At 72.2% G+C, this 16,328-nt stretch carries 12 protein-coding genes, 1 tRNA gene and 1 pseudogene; 5 read left to right on the forward strand and 9 right to left on the reverse strand.

The window, feature by feature from the left end:
• Positions 1–275: 275 nt before the first annotated feature.
• Together ABLE88_RS09075 and ABLE88_RS09080 are read right to left on the reverse strand one after the other, a co-directional pair.
• Positions 276–1,586: an HlyD family type I secretion periplasmic adaptor subunit gene (locus ABLE88_RS09075; RefSeq protein ID WP_348831207.1), complete on the reverse strand. Its 1,311-nt coding sequence runs from the start codon at positions 1,584–1,586 to the stop codon at positions 276–278.
• 14 nt (positions 1,587–1,600) lie between these two features.
• Positions 1,601–3,403 carry a type I secretion system permease/ATPase gene (locus ABLE88_RS09080; protein WP_348831208.1) on the reverse strand — a complete coding sequence of 601 codons (1,803 nt, stop codon included), beginning with the start codon at positions 3,401–3,403 and terminating at the stop codon, positions 1,601–1,603.
• 215 nt (positions 3,404–3,618) lie between these two features.
• On the opposite strand from ABLE88_RS09080, the gene ABLE88_RS09085 reads away from it, so the two are divergent.
• Positions 3,619–6,048: a tetratricopeptide repeat protein gene (locus tag ABLE88_RS09085; RefSeq protein WP_348831209.1), complete on the forward strand. Its 2,430-nt coding sequence runs from the start codon at positions 3,619–3,621 to the stop codon at positions 6,046–6,048.
• A 15-nt stretch (positions 6,049–6,063) separates the two neighbouring features.
• On the opposite strand, the gene ABLE88_RS09090 is transcribed toward ABLE88_RS09085, so the two are convergent.
• Positions 6,064–6,546: an Lrp/AsnC family transcriptional regulator gene (locus tag ABLE88_RS09090; protein WP_348831210.1), complete on the reverse strand. Its 483-nt coding sequence runs from the start codon at positions 6,544–6,546 to the stop codon at positions 6,064–6,066.
• Between the two features lie 237 nt (positions 6,547–6,783).
• On the opposite strand from ABLE88_RS09090, the gene trxB reads away from it, so the two are divergent.
• The 4 genes from trxB to ABLE88_RS09110 all read left to right on the forward strand — a co-directional run bounded on the left by trxB (position 6,784) and on the right by ABLE88_RS09110 (position 10,941).
• On the forward strand, positions 6,784–7,743 hold the full coding sequence (trxB, locus tag ABLE88_RS09095; RefSeq protein ID WP_348831211.1) for a thioredoxin-disulfide reductase: 960 nt from the start codon (positions 6,784–6,786) through the stop codon (positions 7,741–7,743).
• 111 nt (positions 7,744–7,854) lie between these two features.
• Positions 7,855–8,745 (forward strand): LysR family transcriptional regulator, encoded by an 891-nt coding sequence (locus ABLE88_RS09100; RefSeq protein ID WP_348831212.1) that lies wholly within the window; start codon positions 7,855–7,857, stop codon positions 8,743–8,745.
• A 442-nt stretch (positions 8,746–9,187) separates the two neighbouring features.
• Positions 9,188–9,706: a peptidoglycan-binding domain-containing protein gene (locus ABLE88_RS09105; RefSeq protein ID WP_348831213.1), complete on the forward strand. Its 519-nt coding sequence runs from the start codon at positions 9,188–9,190 to the stop codon at positions 9,704–9,706.
• A gap of 515 nt (positions 9,707–10,221) precedes the next feature.
• Positions 10,222–10,941 carry a M15 family metallopeptidase gene (locus ABLE88_RS09110; protein WP_348831214.1) on the forward strand — a complete coding sequence of 240 codons (720 nt, stop codon included), beginning with the start codon at positions 10,222–10,224 and terminating at the stop codon, positions 10,939–10,941.
• Positions 10,942–10,987: 46 nt separating this feature from the next.
• Here ABLE88_RS09110 and ABLE88_RS09115 read toward each other — a convergent pair whose 3' ends face one another.
• From ABLE88_RS09115 to selA, 6 genes and pseudogenes are all read right to left on the reverse strand, one after another.
• Complete coding sequence (locus ABLE88_RS09115; protein ID WP_348831215.1) at positions 10,988–11,443, reverse strand: hypothetical protein; 456 nt, start codon at positions 11,441–11,443, stop codon at positions 10,988–10,990.
• A complete protein-coding gene (locus ABLE88_RS09120) occupies positions 11,430–11,897 on the reverse strand; it encodes a hypothetical protein (protein WP_348831216.1) in 468 nt (155 codons plus the stop codon). Before ABLE88_RS09120 ends, ABLE88_RS09115 begins: the two co-directional genes overlap by 14 nt.
• Before the next feature lie 17 nt (positions 11,898–11,914).
• Positions 11,915–12,010: transfer RNA gene (locus tag ABLE88_RS09125), tRNA-Sec, on the reverse strand.
• Positions 12,011–12,142: 132 nt separating this feature from the next.
• Positions 12,143–14,023, reverse strand: a pseudogene (gene selB, locus ABLE88_RS09130) (selenocysteine-specific translation elongation factor); the annotation flags it as partial.
• Positions 14,020–14,832, reverse strand: a complete 813-nt coding sequence (locus ABLE88_RS09135; RefSeq protein WP_348831217.1) for a tetratricopeptide repeat protein — start codon at positions 14,830–14,832, stop codon at positions 14,020–14,022. The gene ABLE88_RS09135 and the pseudogene selB, both read right to left, overlap by 4 nt.
• Positions 14,819–16,321, reverse strand: a complete 1,503-nt coding sequence (gene selA, locus ABLE88_RS09140) for an L-seryl-tRNA(Sec) selenium transferase (RefSeq protein ID WP_348831218.1) — start codon at positions 16,319–16,321, stop codon at positions 14,819–14,821. Before selA ends, ABLE88_RS09135 begins: the two co-directional genes overlap by 14 nt.
• Positions 16,322–16,328 lie beyond the last annotated feature (7 nt).

The following is a 16,328-nucleotide window of genomic DNA, read 5'->3' on the forward strand; positions in this document are numbered from 1 at the left end:
GCGAACCTAAAAAGCGTTCATAACAGAACGATGAATATCCGCTGCAGACCTTGTGACATTGCGGAATTTTTGTTGAAAATATAAGCGGTTATCTTGGTAAAAATTTTGCTTGTTTGGCAAAATATTGTCCAGCTAAACAACTATTGCGCCGGCAATATCATGATTGATTTAGGGAGCTTTGTTCTTGGATTGTCAAAATCTGCGTCAGACGAGCGCAGGCAACCGCCGGCGCGCCGTCGGGGCGGGATCGCAACGGTGTCGGGTGCGGGGCGCGGTCAGTCGTGCCGGAAGGCGCGCATCAGCTGGTCCTCGACCGGCTTCACCAGATAGGCGAGGGCGGTGCGCTCGCCGGTCTGGATGAAGGCCTCCACCGGCATGCCAGGCACCAGCTCCTTGCCGGCGAGCCGGGTGTGCTCGCCAGCGCGGAGCCCGATGCGCACCACGTAGAAAGCGGTCCCGTTCTGCTGGTCGCGGGTGAGGTCCGCCGAGATCCGGGTGAGCACCCCTGCGAGGTCCGGGGTGGTGGCGCTGTCGAAGGCGGAGAAGCGCAGAATCACGTTCTGCCCCGCTTTCAGCCGGTCGATGAGCTGCGGCTCGATGCGCGCCTCGATCACCAGCCCGTCGTGCTCGGGGACGATGAGCATCATCTGCTCGCCGGCGCTGACCACGCCGCCCACGGTGTGCACCGCCTTCTGGTGCACCACGCCGTCCTGGGGCGCGCGCAGCTCGATGCGCTGGAGCTGGTCGAGCGCCGCCACCCGGCGCTCGGCGAAGTCGGCGAGGCGCGTCTCCACGTCGCGCAGCTCGGTCGACACCTCGCGCCGCTGCTCCTGGTCGATCTGGATGATCTGCAGCTCGGTCTCGGTGATTCGCCCTTTTGCCCGGGCGGTCTCCGCCACCAATTGTCCCGCCTCGCCGGACAGCCGCGCCGCCTCGCGTTCCAGGCTCGTCATGCGCGAGATGGAGACCAGATTGGCGGCATAGAGCTTGCGCACCCCCTCGAGCTCCAGCTCGATCAGACGGATCTGCTCGCGCTTGGAGGCGACCTGCGCGGCGAGGCCGGAAATCTCCTCGCGCGTCTGGGCGATGCGCTCGCGCAGCTGGGAGATCTGCCCCTCCCGCGCGGCCCGCCGGGAGGCGAACAGCGTCTGCTCGCCGGCGAGGATGGAGGCGATCGCCTCCTGGTCGGCGTGATCCGCGAGGGAGGGCGGGAAGACGAGGGCGGCCCTGCCGTCCCGCTCGGCCTCGAGCCGCGCCCGGCGGGCGCCGAGCTGGTTGAGCTGGTTGTCGACCATGGCGAGGTTGGCGCGCGCGGTGGTTTCGTCCAGCCGGACCAGCACGTCGCCGGCCTTCACCCGGTCGCCGTCATTGACCAGGATCTGGCCCACGACGCCGCCGGTGGGGTGCTGGATGCGCCGCACGTTGCTCTCCACCACCACCTGCCCCTGGGCGATCACGGCCCCCGAGAGCGGGGCGGTCGCGGCCCACACGCCGACCGTGCCGAGCAGCGCCAGCAGAGCGGTGCCGCCGACCAGCGCGGTGATGCGGATGTCGCGGAACGGGTCCAGCGGCTTGACGGGGGCCATGGGGGCTCCTTTGCCTATCCGACGCGCTCGACCACGACGCGCGGCTTGCCCGCGCCCGCGGCCGGCGGCACGGCCTGGGGCGCGCTTGGGGGCGCGCTTTGGGTCTCGCGCGCGGCGAGGGCCTGGCGCAGGACCTCCTCCTTGGGGCCGAACCCCTGCTGCTGGCCCTGGGCCAGAGCGAGCACGAGGTCGGCGGCGGCGAGCGCCGCCGGCCGGTGGGCGACGATGATGGCGATGCCGCCCCGCGCCCGGATGCCCATGATGGCGGTGGTGAGCGCGGCCTCCCCCTCGGCGTCGAGGCTCGAATTGGGCTCGTCGAGCACCACCAGGAACGGGTCCTTGTAGAGCGCGCGGGCGAGCGCCACCCGCTGGCGCTGGCCGCCGGAGAGCGTCGAGCCGCCCTCGCCGATGCGGGTCGCGAAGCCGTCCTTGAGGCGCAGGATCATCTCATAGGCGCCGGACGCCTTGGCGGCGGCCAGGATGTCGGCCTCGGCGGCGGCGGGATCGAAGCGCGCGATGTTCTCCGCCACGGTGCCGTCGAACAGCTCCACGTCCTGGGGCAGATAGCCGATCATGGCGCCGCGCGCCTCGTCCGGCCACTGGTCGAGGGTCGCGCCGTCGAGCCGCAGCTCGCCGCGCAGCACCGGCCAGACGCCGACCAGCGCCCGCGCCAGCGTGGACTTGCCGGAGGCCGACGGGCCGATGACGCCGACCGCGTGGCCGGCGTCGACGGTGAAGGAGATATTCTGCACCGCCGCCGCGCTCGCGCCGGGCGGCACCACCGAGACCTGTTCCACCGTGAGGCGCTGGCGCGCCCGCTCCGGCGCCACCGGGCGCGCCCGGTCCTCATCGGTCAGCGCCTGGCGCAGGCGGGTCCAGGACTGGCGCGCGGCGAGGAACGGGCGCCAGCTCTGGATCGCGAGCTCGAGGGGCGCCAGCGCCCGGCTGGCGATCACCGAGGAGGCGATCATCACCCCCGGCGAAGCCAGCCCCGAGATCACGAGCCAGGCGCCCATGCCCAGCATCGCCGACTGCAGCATGAAGCGCAGCACCTTGGAGAGCGCGCCGAGGCCGCCGGCGATGTCGGCGGCGCGCTGCTGGGCGGCGAGATGCCCGGCGCTGCGCTGCTCGAAGCGGGCGAGCATGCGCTGCTCCATGCCGAGCGCGGCCACCACCTCGGCGTTGCGGCGCGCCGCCTCCAGCAGCACCGCCCGGTCGGCGCCGGTCTGCGCCGCCTCGCGCACCGGCCGCCGGGTGCGCCATTCGGTGAGCAAAGTGAGGCTGACCAGCAGCAGCGCGCCCACCACCAGCGTCCAGCCGAGATAGGGGTGGAGCAGGAAGCAGGCGAGCACGTAGAGCGGCATCCAGGGCAGATCGAACAGGGTGGTCGGCCCGAGCCCGGAGAGGAAGGAGCGTACCGTATCGAGGTCGCGGGCGAGCTGGGTGCCCCGCCCGTCGTCGCGGCGTCGCAGCGGCGCGCGCAGGATCGCCGACACCACGGGGCCCGACAGGTCCTGGTCGAGGGCCACGGCGATGCGCCCGAGGATGCGCTGGCGCAGGGCGTCGAACAGGCCCTGCACGGCATAGACCGCCATGACGATGAGCGAGAGCGCCACCAGGGTCGGCAGGCTGTGGGAGGGCAGCACCCGGTCATAGACCTGGAGCATGTAGAGCGAGCCGGTGAGCATCAGCACGTTCACCACCGCCGAGAACGCGCCCACCGCGGCGAAGGCATAGCGGCAGCGGGACAGCGCCTGGGCGGGAAGATCCGAGGCGGCGCGCGCGCCTGCGCCGCCTGTATGTGCTCGACTGCTCATGGGGTCGATCGGGTTGTGACGGTTGGCATCCCGCCGCTTGTTCCGGGCGGAAGGGCGCTAGTTAGAGGCAGCAGGCGTCAGGCGTGTGACGGCCGCGATGTCGCCGCCGGCGGGCCTGCGCTCGGACGGCGCCAGGAAAGCTTCGGCGCGCGGCCTGCCAACCGCCCCCCGATCGGATAAGTTGGGCGCGAGGTCGTCGTCGGTCGGGGAGCGGCATGAGATACGCTGTGGCGCTGGTGGCTGCGCTGTGCAGCGCCGATGGGGCGCTGGCGCAGGGAGCGCGCGAGACGGGCGCGGACGCCGCGCAGGCCCTGGTGCAACGCTGCGACGAGGCGGCGGCGAGCCCGTTCGACGCCGATCGCCCCCATGGGGTTGCCGGCGTGGCGCCGCAGGCGATCGATCCCCGGACCGCCATTCCCGCCTGCGAGGCCGCGGTGCGCGCGGCGCCCGGCGTGCCGCGGCTGTGGTACCAGCTGGCGCGGGCCTATCTCGCCGCCCGCCAATATGGCGCCGTTCGCGACCATGCGGCGCGCGCCGACGCGCTCGGCCATGCGGGCGGCGCCCATGCGCTGGGCGAAAGCCACGAGGCCGGCCACGGCGGGCCGCGCGACCTCGACGCCGCCCGCAGGCTCTACGAGAAGGCCGCGGAGGCGGGGTTTGCGCCCGCCATGGGGAGTCTCGGGCGCCTGCTGGAGTCCGGCGGCCCGTCCGGCGACCGGGCCGCGGCGATCGCCTGGTATCGCAAGGGCGCCGAGGCGGGCGACCCGGCCTCCATGCGCCTGATGGCCGACGCGCTGCTCGCCGGCGCGTCGGTGGAGCAGGACGCCGCGGCGGCCCTCGCCTGGTATCGCCGCGCGGCCGAGGCGGGGGAGGTGGACGCCATGGTGGCGCTCGCCTTCGCGCTCGAGGCGGGGCGCGGCGGGGCGGCGGACCTTGCCGCGGCCAACCGCTGGTTCCGGACCGCGGCTGACGGCGGCAGCGCGGTCGCCATGCGCGCCCTCGCCATCAATCTGAAGAACGGCCGGGGCGGCGCGGTGGACGAGCCGCAGGCGTTCGCCTGGTTCCGCAAGGCCGCCGAGGCGGGCTACGTGCCCGCCATGGTCAATCTCGGCCTCGCCTACGACCGCGGTGTGGGCACGCGGTCCGATCCGGCCGCGGCCAATGTCTGGTTCCGCAAGGCGGCGGAGGCGGACAACGCCCATGGCCTTTATTTCCTGGCGCAGAATGTCGAGACCGGCACGGGCATCGCCAAGAGCCTGCCGGAGGCGGCGCGGCTCTACCGCCGGGCGGCCGAGCTCGGCGACGACGACGCCATGTGGAGCCTCGGCGATCTCTATGAGCGCGGCGCGGGCGTGCCGCAGGACCTCGCGCTCGCCAATGCCTGGTACCGACGCGCGGCGGAGGCGGGGAACCGGCTGGGAATGCGGTATCTAGCGGACAATCTCGCCACCGGCCACGGTCTTCCGGAGGACCCGGCCGCGGCCGTCGCGTGGTACCAGCGGGCGATCGCGCAGGGGGATCTGCCGGCCATGTCGGGGCTCGGCCTGATGTACGAGGCCGGCGCCGGGGTGCCGCGGAGCCTCAAGGAAGCCAATGCCTGGTATCGCAGGGCGGCCGACGCCGGCGACACCAACGGCATGCGCTACCTCGCTTCGAACCTCGCCGCCGGCAAGGGCGTCGCGCGCAGTCCGGCGGACGCCCTCGCCTGGTACAAGCGCGCGGCGGAGCAGGGCTCTCCCGCCGCCATGGTCGGCCTCGGCCTGCTGCTGGAAGACGGCGAGGGCGTCGCGACCGACATTCCCGCCGCCAATTCCTGGTACCTGAAGGCGGCCGAGGCCGGCAACAGCGCCGCCATGAACCTCATCGGCGACAATCTGGTGACCGGCAACGGCATCGCCAGGGACCCCGGCAAGGCCGCCCTCTGGTATCGCCGCGCCGCCGAGATGGGCGACGGCTTCGCCATGGCGAGCCTCGGCCTGCTGCTGGAGCTGGGCAACGGCGTGCCCCGCAACCTCAAGGACGCCAACGCCTGGTACCAGAAGTCCGCGGCGGCGGGGAACCGGCGCGGCATGCGCCTGCTCGCCATGAACCTCGAGACCGGCAACGGCCTCAGGAAAGACCCGCGCGCGGCCATCTCCTGGTACAAGCGGGCCATCGAGGCCGGCGACGTGCCGAGCATGCGGCTCATTTCGCTCAGCTACTTCAATGGCTCCGGCGTGCCGAAGGACCCGCAGGAAGGCTACTATTGGCTGCGCAAGGCGGCCGAGGCCGACGACCCTGGGGCGATGGTCGCGCTCGGCCTGCGGCACAGCGTGGGCGCCGAGGTGCCGCTCGATTTCGAGCGCGGGCTCGACTGGCTGCGCAGGGCGACGGAGCAAGGCGACGCGCGCGCCGAGGCGGCGCTGGCGGTGCTGCGGCCCGCGCAGCCCGGACAGGTCGCCTGCGAAAGCGTGCTCGGCGGCTATCACGCGGTCGGCGCGGGATACGATGCGCTGCCGGCGCGCTTCTCGCGCAAGCTCGCGGCGTTCCGGCAGGTGTGCGACGGCCTGTCGGGCCTGACGGATGCGGACGTGCGCCGCTGCTACCTGCTCAACCCCGACGGCGCCGTCGACTTCGTGCGGCGGGTGCGCAAGCAGTGCCGGTGAGGCGGCGGGCGCCCCTCAGCCTTTGGGCAGGCCGGTCTCCAGCGGCACCACGGGCGCATCCTTGGAGCGCTTCAGGGTGAGGGCGGTCTTCACGTTGCGCACATTGGGCGCGGCGGTGATCTCCAGGACGAACGCCTGGAAGGTGCGCAAGTCGGGCGCGACGCACAGCATCAGGAAGTCCACCTCGCCGGACAGCATCCAGGCGGCGCGCACCAGCGGCCACTTGGCGATGCACGCCTCGAAGGCGGCGAGGTCCGCTTCTGCCTGGCTCGTCAGGTGCACCATGGCGAAGGCCGTGAGGTCGTAGCCCAGGCGCTTCTCGTCGAGCAGCGCCCGGTATCCCTCGATGATTCCGTCTTCCTCCAGCGCCCGCACGCGCCGCAGGCAGGGCGGTGCCGAGATGCCGACGCGGCGCGAGAGCTCGACATTGGTCATGCGCCCGTCCCGCTGGAGCTCGTCGAGGATCTTCCAGTCCACGGCATCGAGACGAACCGTCAAGGTGAACTCCTTGCGAATGGCAGTGCGGCACCTTAGTGCGCCTTTATCGCGGTGCAACGAAATAATCTTTCGTGCCAGCGGCAATGGCGCCCCTGCGTCACGCGGCGTCCGTCCCTGTCTTGTGGCGCCGCACGCGGGCTCCTACATTCTTGCATGGCTCGTCGCCCTCGCTTGAGGCTGCGACGCTTCACAGCGCGGGCGCGGAACCATCGCCATGCCCGGGTTTCGGGGAATTTCATGACCACCCATCACAAGAAGGTCGTCATCATCGGCTCTGGCCCGGCGGGCTACACCGCGGCCATCTATGCGGCCCGCGCCATGCTCGAGCCAGTGCTGTTCGAGGGCATCCAGCCGGGCGGCCAGCTCACCATCACCACCGACGTGGAGAACTACCCCGGCTTCGCCGACGTCATCCAGGGTCCCTGGCTGATGGAGCAGATGCGGGCCCAGGCCGAGCACGTCGGCACCAAGATCATCGCCGACCACGTCGCGACCCTCGAGCTTTCGCGCCGGCCCTTCCGCATGGTGACCGAGGGCGGCGAGACCTATGTCGCCGACGTGGTGATCCTCGCCACGGGGGCGCAGGCGCGCTGGCTCGGCATCGCCTCCGAGGAGGCCTATCGCGGCTTCGGCGTCTCCGCCTGCGCCACCTGCGACGGCTTCTTCTACCGCGGCAAGGAGGTGGTGGTGGTGGGCGGCGGCAACACCGCGGTCGAGGAGGCGCTGTTCCTCACCAACTTCGCCGCCAAGGTGACGGTGGTGCACCGCCGCGACAGCTTCCGGGCCGAGAAGATCCTCCAGGAGCGGCTGTTCGCCCATCCCAAGGTCGCCGTGGTGTGGAACGCCGAGGTGGCCGAGATCGTCGGCGCGGAGGAGCCCACCCGCGTCACCGGCGTGATGCTGCGCGACACCCGCACGGGGGAGCTGACGCGCCTGGCCGCCGACGGCGTGTTCATCGCCATCGGCCATGCGCCCTCCACCGACCTGGTGAAGGACCAGCTGAAGCTCAAGCCCAACGGCTATGTGTGGACCGCGCCCGATTCCACCGCCACCTCGGTGCCCGGGGTGTTCGCGGCGGGCGACGTGGCGGACGACGTCTACCGCCAGGCGGTGACGGCGGCGGGGCGGGGCTGCATGGCGGCGCTCGAGACCGAGCGCTTCCTCGCCCACCACCAGGTTTCTCAGGCGGCCGAATGAGGGCATGCCGGGGGCGGCGCCGCGCGCCGCTGCCCGGACGCTCGACATGAGACACTGAGCGTAGGCCCCGCAACCCTGCGGGGCGCAAATGCTGCCAGGGAACGGGGCCCCATGGACTGGGACAAGCTGAAGGTCTTCCACGTCGCCGCCGAGGCCGGCTCGTTCACCCATGCGGGCGAGACGCTGGGGCTCTCGCAATCGGCGGTGAGCCGGCAGGTCTCGGCGCTGGAGGTGGAGCTGAAGGTGCCGCTGTTCCACCGCCATGCCCGCGGCCTCATCCTCACCGAGCAGGGCGAACTGCTCTACCGCACCGCCCACGAGGTGTTCCTGAAGCTCGAATCGGCCCGCGCCCAGCTGACCGACAGCCGCGAGAAGCCCAACGGCGACCTCAGGGTGACCACCACCATGGGTCTCGGCACCCACTGGCTGACGGCGCGGGTGGGCGAATTCGTCGAACTCTATCCCGACATCCGCATCCAGCTGATCCTCACCGACGAGGAGCTGGACCTCGCCATGCGCGAGGCGGACGTGGCCATCCGCATGCGCCAGCCGGTGCAGCCGGACCTGGTGCAGCGCAAGCTGTTCACTGTCCATTTCCACGCTTACGCCTCGGCGGACTATCTCAAGCGCCACGGCCAGCCGCGCACGGTGGACGAGCTCGACAAGCACCGCATCCTGCTCCTCGGCGGGCCGATCCCGTCCTATTTCCAGGGCCTCAACTGGCTGGAGCATGCCGGCCGCGACGGCTCGACCCCGCGCATTCCGGCGTTCGAGGTGAACAATGTGCTGGGGCTGAAGCGGGCGGTGGAGCGGGGCGTGGGGATTGGAACGCTACCCGATTACCTTTCGGACGATTCGACCTCGCTGGTGCCGCTGTTCACCGACCGCGAGACTCCCAAGCTCGAAGCCTACTTCACCTATGCCCAGGAAATGCGCTCCGTGGCGCGGATCCAAGTGTTCAGAGACTTTCTAATTTCCAAGGCCCAGCGCTGGAATTATTGATCTAAGTCCTTGCATGGTATGAAGGTGCCGTCGAATCGGGTGAGCCCAGCGTCCAGGACATGCCTGTTATGCGGTCAAATGGCGTTGCAAAATGCCTATGCGGAAGGCATTTTGATCGGGCGCTGATCGCATCCTATGCGGTGCCTCAGCTGTTCCCCTCTGGAAGGTTCGCCGCTCTGCGGCGATACTTGCCGGGCCTGTCAAAAGGCCCGGCTTTTTCTTTTTCGGCCCGTCAATTCGCATGCTTTTGTCATGCGTTGGTTGTATGTGGTTTGCGGTCGAGGGCGTTTCGCCCCCGTTCCCGGCACGGGCCGCCCAGCGGGGCCGCCGGCGTCGGGCGTGGCGGGCGGGATGCCGCGGGGCTCTTCTGCCGGTGCTGCCCGAAAGGGCGGGCCCGCGGCCGGGTACCTTCCAGTTCAGCCAACCATTCAGGGGAACAGAGATGGCGATTCTGAAGCGCGGACTGGCCGGAGAGCCGGTCAAGATTCTCCAGGCCAAGCTTGGCGTCACCGCCGATGGCCAGTTCGGTCCCGCCACCGAGGAGGCCCTGAAGGCCTACCAGAAGGCCCATGGCCTCGCCGCCGACGGCGTCGCCGGCCCCGACACCTTCTCCGCCATGGGTCTGCCCGAGCTGGTCCTGCTCACCGTCGGCACCAAGGGCGAGGCGGTGAAAAAGCTCCAGACCGCGCTCGGCATCACCGCCGACGGCCAGTTCGGCCCCGGCACCGCGAAGGCGGTGAAGGAGTTCCAGGAGAAGAACGGCCTTGAGGCGGACAGCATGGCCGGCCCCGTCACCCTGTCCAAGATCTCCGCCTTCGCCGGCATCTTCAGCGCCGAGGCCGTGGCCAAGGCGCAGTCCGGTGCGCCGACGGTGGGCACCGACGGCAAGCCGGTGACGGCCGACGCCGCCAACGCGCCGAAGAAGAGCATCTGGCAGTCCATCACCAGCTTCTTCTCCTGATCGTCCGCCGCGGCGCGCCCCGGCGCGCCGCGGTCCGATCGCGCGTTTGCGCGGCGCCGGTTCCGGTTCCGGTGGCTCGCGCCAGCGCTCCGGGAACGCGGAGCCGGGGACCACGTTCTCCCCCGATGAGGGAAGAACCGCACCGCGCCGCCGCCGTCCCGCCTTCACCCACGCCCCCGGCGGCCGCGCCGATCACCGCCGGTTTGACGCCCGACCCGCGCCGCCCCGATCCGTGGCCGCCGAATCCGGTGCCGCCGATCCCGCCGCCCCAGCCGCTGGAGGAGCCGCCGGCTCCCGCGCCGCCGCCGGCGCCCGGCGTGCCGCCGCTGCCCGAGGGCGATCCTCGGCGGACGCCGCGCCGCACGCCCTTTCCCGAGCCCCCGCCGGCGGTCGATCCGATCCGCCTGCCCCCCGAGCCCCCGCGCGAAGGGCGCGCCCGGTCCAGGCGAGCGAGCGCCCCGGCGCCGCCACGCCAGGGCATTTGCCTCGGCCGGCGGCGCGACTAAGCTTGGCCCATGGCCTTCCTCCTGCCGATGGTCGCGCGCCTCATGGACCACGTGGTGAAACCCGCGGCCCTCATTCTGGGCCTTTCCCCCCTCGTGTCGCCCGCCGAGGCGCGCACCGACCGGCCCGCGAGCTTCGTCGACGTGGGGCAGACGGTGCCGGGCGTGATCCTGGACGTGCGCTATTTCGGCGCCGACAATTTCGTCGGCACGCGGGTGGATGGCTACGAGGCGCCGCGCTGCTTCCTCACCCGGCCCGCGGCCGAGGCGCTCGCCCAGGTGGCGGAGGACGCCCGCCGGCAGGGCTATGGGCTCAAGCTGTTCGATTGCTATCGCCCGGCCCGCGCGGTGGCGCACTTCGCCCGCTGGGCGGCGGATCTCGCCGACGAGAGCACCAAGCCTGCTTATTATCCCGACATCGCCAAGTCGGAGCTGTTCAAGGAGGGATACATCGCCGCGCGCTCGGGCCATTCGCGCGGCTCGACGCTGGACCTCACATTGGTCCACGCCACGAGCGGAGCGGAGGTGGACATGGGGACGGCCTTCGACCTCTTCAGCCCGCGATCCTGGCCGGGATCGGAGGCGGTGACGGCGGTCCAGAAGGCGAACCGCACGCGCCTCGCCGACCTGATGAAGCGCCACGGCTTCGTGCCCTTCGCCAAGGAATGGTGGCACTTCACGCTCAAGGACGAGCCGTTTCCCTCGACCTATTTCGATTTCCCGATCCGCTGAGCGCCCGGCAGCCGAATCGGCGCGCGCCGGCTGCGCGCATCCCGCCTCAGTGGGGCGTGATCTGCTCCACCTTCAGCTTGCGGCCCCAGGCGTCGAAGAAGGCGCCTTCATTGAGCACCAGCCGGTCCTCGGCGATGCGGGCTTCGAGCCGCCGCAGGCGTGCCCGCGCCTCGGCATTCTCCAGCGGGCCGTCGGCATCGAGCACCGGGAAGAAGCTCACGCCGTCCCAGGCCTTCTTGGCGCCGGCGAACAGGCCGGCGATCTCCGCCCAGCCCACCGCGTCGCCCACGAAGGTGAGGAAGGTGGAGGCGAGCGGCGAGACCCGCGTCTCGCCGATGGCGACCAGCACCACCAGCGCCGTGAAGTCTCCCTCCTGGGCATAGGCCTCGGCCAGCCATTGGGAGAAGTCGTCGGCCGGCGGCGCGGGATCGACGAGCGAGGGGCGGCGGCCGCCGGGTGCCGCGCCCGGCCGCTCGCGCGGCTTGCGTCTAGAAGTCGACAAGGGCCGTCTCCGGCAGATAGTGGTCGAACAGGTGCCAGAACGGCGTCTCGCGGGTCGAAAGATACCACTCCTCGAAGGCGGCCAGCGCGGCGGCGGGATCGGGCGGGGGCCCGTCCGGCCCGGCATCCGGGCTCGCGGCTCGCGCGGCGAACAGCGCCAGCGCCACGTCCGCGAACCGGGTGAGCACTTCCGAGCGGGCAGGACTGTCCTCGTCCCAGCCGAGGCGGGTGCGCAGCAGCGCGTGCCCGGCCGCGGCGGCGAGCTCCGCGCTGTCCACCTCCTGCGTCGCCTCCGCGAGGCCGGCCATCAGATCGGCGCGGCGATAGGCATAAGCGCGCGCCGTGGCGAGCGCCTCGATGCGGGCGGCGGCCTCGGCGCGGAAGCGGGTCTCGGCCGCGTCCGCGGCGCTCCTGGCGGCGTCGAGGTCGGCAAGAAAGACGGCTAAAAGGCTCATCGCTTTTCCCGGAGGGCTGGCGGAAGAGAGTGGGAGTCGAACCCACCAAGGACCGGCTCGCGGCCCCTCCCGGATTTGAAGTCCGGACGCCCCACCAGGGACGCTTCTCTTCCTCGCGGCGCGCCGCGTCCCGCAGCGGCGGGGGAGGGCGTCGCGGATTTCGAATCGCCGGGACCCTGCGCCGGCGCATCTTCCACCGGCGCGGCGAACAGGTCCAGACGGTGCGGGTTGACCCGGCGCAGATCGCCGCGGCGCAGGGTCACGCCGTGGCGGTCGAAGAATTCGAGGATCTGGATCGCCACCTTGCGGCCATTGGCGACCTCGTCGCGGAACTGGGCGGCGGAAAATTCGCCCTTCGCGTGCGCGGCCGAGAGGCGCCGCACGATGCCCACCATCTCGGCCACGGTGGCGCGCAGGAAGAAGTGGTCGTGCGCCACCTCGTCGAGGCGCCCCATGCGGCCGAGGAGCTTCATGAGCCGGCGCACCTCGGGCTCCGGAGCCGGCAGCAGGCCGGCGATGTCGCGCACGCGGGGCGGGCGGAAGCGCTCCTCCGCCGAGACGAGGGGCGCGATGCGCGCCCACAGCGCCTCGTCCTGGGGCGAGAGGCGCACCTCGAAGCTCGCCCGGCGCACCCATGCGCCGTCCAGGCGCACGTCCGCGCGCGGCAGCAGCTGGAGCGCGGCGAGGAAGGCCGGCGCCGGCAGGCGCGGGGTCAGCTCGAGACGCAGCCGCTCGCGGCCGATGCCCGGCAGGTCGGGGTTCTGGCCATGGAAGGCGTCGAGCGCGCCCAAGAGCTGGTCGCGGAACGCCGCGAAGCGGCCGGCGGACAGCACGATCACGCTCTCGCCCGCCGGAATGCGCACGAGGCCGAGGGCCTGCGCCAGCGTCTCGGCCTGGGCCGCGGACAAAGCGTGGTCGCGGGCGAAGGCCGCAAGGTCCACCTGGAACGGCGGGATCTCCAGCAGCGCGCGGAGGGCGGCCTCCGGCTCGGGCAGAGCGAGGGCGTCGAGCTGGGCCAGGCGCTCGGGCGTGCGGCGCTTGCGCGCCGGGCCGCGCAGATCGAGGAAGGTGCCGCCGCCGATCGTGCGCTGGGCCGAGGTATCGCGGATCACGAAGCGGTCGCCCACCGCCGCGGCGATCGGTGCCTCCAGCACCAGCTGGACCCGGCCGTTGCCGCCGGGCGGGATCGCATCGCCCAGCAGCACGATCCGCGCGCCCACCTCCCGCGCCCCGTGATGCAGCCGCACGGGGAACCACTGGCCGATCGCCTTGGGCTCGGAGCCGAGCACCCGCAGGGCCACGTCCACATGATCCGCCGGGGCATGGAGGGCGGGGTCGAGCACCACGTCGCCGCGCTGGACCGCCTCCTTGGAAATGCCGTCGCCGGCGAGGTTGATGCCGCAGCGGTCGCCGGCGCGGCCCGCGTCCGCCGCGAGGTCCTGGGCCCGGATCGAGCGCACGCGGGCCGACAGGCCGGACGGGCTGACGATAACGCGATCGCCCACCGCCACGCGGCCCGAAACCACGGTTCCGGTGACCACCGTGCCGGCGCCCGACAAAGTGAAGGAGCGATCCACCGCGAGCCGGAAGCGGCCGGCGTCGGCCCGGTCGCCCATGGCGCGCGCCGCTGCCGCCAGACGCGCGCGCAGCGTCTCGATGCCGAGCCCCGTCGCCGCCGAGACCGGCAGGATCTCGGCGCCTTCGAGCGCCGTGCCCTGGAGCGCGGCGGCGATCTCCGCCGCGACCGCATCGCGGCGCGCCGCGTCCACGAGGTCGGATTTGGTGAGGGCGACGAGGCCGCGCCGGATGCCGAGCAGGTCGACGATGGCCAGATGCTCCCGGGTCTGGGGCATCACGCCGTCGTCGGCCGCCACCACGAGGAGCACGAAATCGACGCCGCTCGCCCCGGCGAGCATGGTGTGGACGAACTTCTCGTGCCCCGGCACGTCGACGAAGCCGAGGATCCCGTCCGGCCCTTCGCCGGCGAGCGGCAGATAGGCGAAGCCGAGGTCGATGGAGATGCCGCGCGCCTTCTCCTCCTTGAGCCGGTCGGTATCGACCCCGGTGAGCGCGCGCACCAGGGTCGACTTGCCGTGGTCGATATGGCCCGCCGTGCCGACGATCATGGCTTCTCCGCCCCCGGAAGTGGCTGCGCCGCGCGGCGGCGCGCCTCCACCTGCTCCTGGGGAAACAGCTGGCCGCGCACGACCTCGAAGAATCGCTCGGCGAGCGGGCTGCCGCCGGCCCTGGCCCGCAGCAGCCAGACGAAGGCGGAGAGATTGTCGCGCGGCACGCCGGAGCCGAGATGGAACGCGGCGCCCAGCATCGCCTGGCCGTCCGCGTCGCCGGCCTCCGCGCCCTTGAGCCACCAGCGCGCGGCCTCCGCGGGATCGCGCGCCGTGCCGAGGGCGTTGTGGGCCATCATGCCGAGCCGCGTCATGGCCGAGGCGATGCCCTGGGCCGCCGCCGCCTCGGCCCAGGTCCTGGCCTCGGCGGGATCGGGCGGCATCACCTCGCCCTCCAGCAGCATCCAGCTCAGCATGTCCTGGGCCGGGCCGTCGCCCTTCTCGGCGGCGCCGCGATAGAGCTCGGCGGCGCGGGTATAGTTCTGCTCCACACCGTCGCCCTTGAAATGGAGCGCGGCGAGGTTGCGCATGCCCACCGGGTCGCCGCCGGCGGCGGACAGTTCCAGCCAGCGGTGGGCGAGCGCCAGGTCGCGGTCCACGCCGAGACCGTCCACGAAGCAGGCGCCCACATTGTTCTGCGCGCGCGGATGGCCGGCGCTCGCCAGCGGCTCCCACAGGGAGAGGGCCTGGGCATAGTCGCCCGCTTTGGCGGCCTCGAGGGCGGTGGCCATGAGCGCCGCGGCCTCCGCCGCCGTCGCGCCGGGGGCCGGCCGGCCGGCCTTGCCCCGCAGGCGGTCAAGCCAGCCCATGGCGCGTCCTCCCGCGGTGAGCGGTGCCGAGCGCGTCGAAGGCGGAAAGCAGGTCGCCCGCTTGGTCGAGGCAGCGCAGGTCCAGCACCAGCGCCTGGTCCTCCACCCGGCCGATGACCGGCACCGGCAGCCGCCGCAGGGCGTCGGACAAGGCGGCGAGCGCCCGGCCGCTGCCATCGGCGGGCCGCACGGCGAGACCGGCGCTCGCCAGCGTTTCCAGCGGCAGGGCGCCGGAGCCGATCTGGCTGCGGCAGGCGATCACCCCGACCGTGAAGCCCGCGCCCAGCCGGGCGGCAATTTCCGGGGCGAGGCGCCCGGCCTCGGCGGCGAGGTCCGCGGCCGTGCGGGTCAGGAAGCGCAAGGTGGGCAGGCGGGCCGCGAGACGGTCCGGGTCGCGATAGAGCTTGAGGGTCGCCTCCAGCGCGGCGAGGCGGATCTTGTCCACCCGCAGCGCGCGCTTCATGGGGTTCTTGTTGATCTGCGCGATCAGCTCCGCGCGGCCGACGATGAAGCCGGTCTGCGGCCCGCCGAGCAGCTTGTCGCCCGAGAAGGTGACGATGTCGGCGCCTTCCCCGACCGCCTCGCGCACCGTGGGCTCGTGGACCAGGCCGTAGGCGGCGAGGTCGGCGAGCGTGCCGGAGCCGAGATCGTTCACCAGCGGCACCCCATGGGCGCGGGCGAGGTCCGCCAGCTCCCGCGCCGGGACCTCGGCGGTGAACCCTTCGATGCGGTAGTTGGAGGTGTGGACCTTGAGGATCAGGCCGGTGTCGGGCGTGAGCGCGCCGGCATAGTCCTTCATGTGGGTGCGGTTGGTGGTGCCCACCTCGCGCAGCAGCGTGCCGGCGCGGGCCATGATCTCGGGCATGCGGAAGGCGCCGCCGATCTCGATCAATTCGCCGCGCGAGACGATGGATTCCTTGCCCGCCGCCAGCGTGTTGAGGGTGATGAGCACGGCCGCGGCATTGTTGTTGACCACGGTGGCCGCCTCGGCCCCGGTCAGCTCCAGCAAGAGGGCGCGCACATGGTCGTCGCGCTCGCCGCGCTTGCCGCCGGCGAGATCGAACTCCAGCGCCACCGCCTGGCGCATGGCGGCGGTGGCGGCCGCCACCGCCTCCTCGGCGAGGATGGCGCGGCCGAGATTGGTGTGCAGCACGGTGCCCGTGAGGTTGATCACCGGCTTGAGCGAGGGCGCGGCCGCGGCATCGAGGAGCGCGAGCGCCGCCGCGCCCAGCGCCTCGGCGGCGAGCGCGGATGGGTCCGGCGGGGCGCCCGCGGCGAGCGCGGCGCGGCGGACGTCGAGCAGATGCCGCACGGCGGCGGTGGCGGCGGCGCGCCCATGGCGCGCCTGGGCGGCGCGTGCCGCCTCGGTCTTCAGCACCGTGTCCACGGCGGGCAGGCGGCGCGGTGCGCTCGCGCCCTCCCGGTCCGCGGTGGCGGCCGCGTCGGCGGCGCTCGGGGCGCGCGCACCCGCTTTCAAGGGCAGGGTCATGGCCGCC

It is taken from the genome of Xanthobacter luteus (genome assembly GCF_040049235.1).
In the GTDB taxonomy this organism is placed as follows: Bacteria; Pseudomonadota; Alphaproteobacteria; order Rhizobiales; family Xanthobacteraceae; genus Xanthobacter.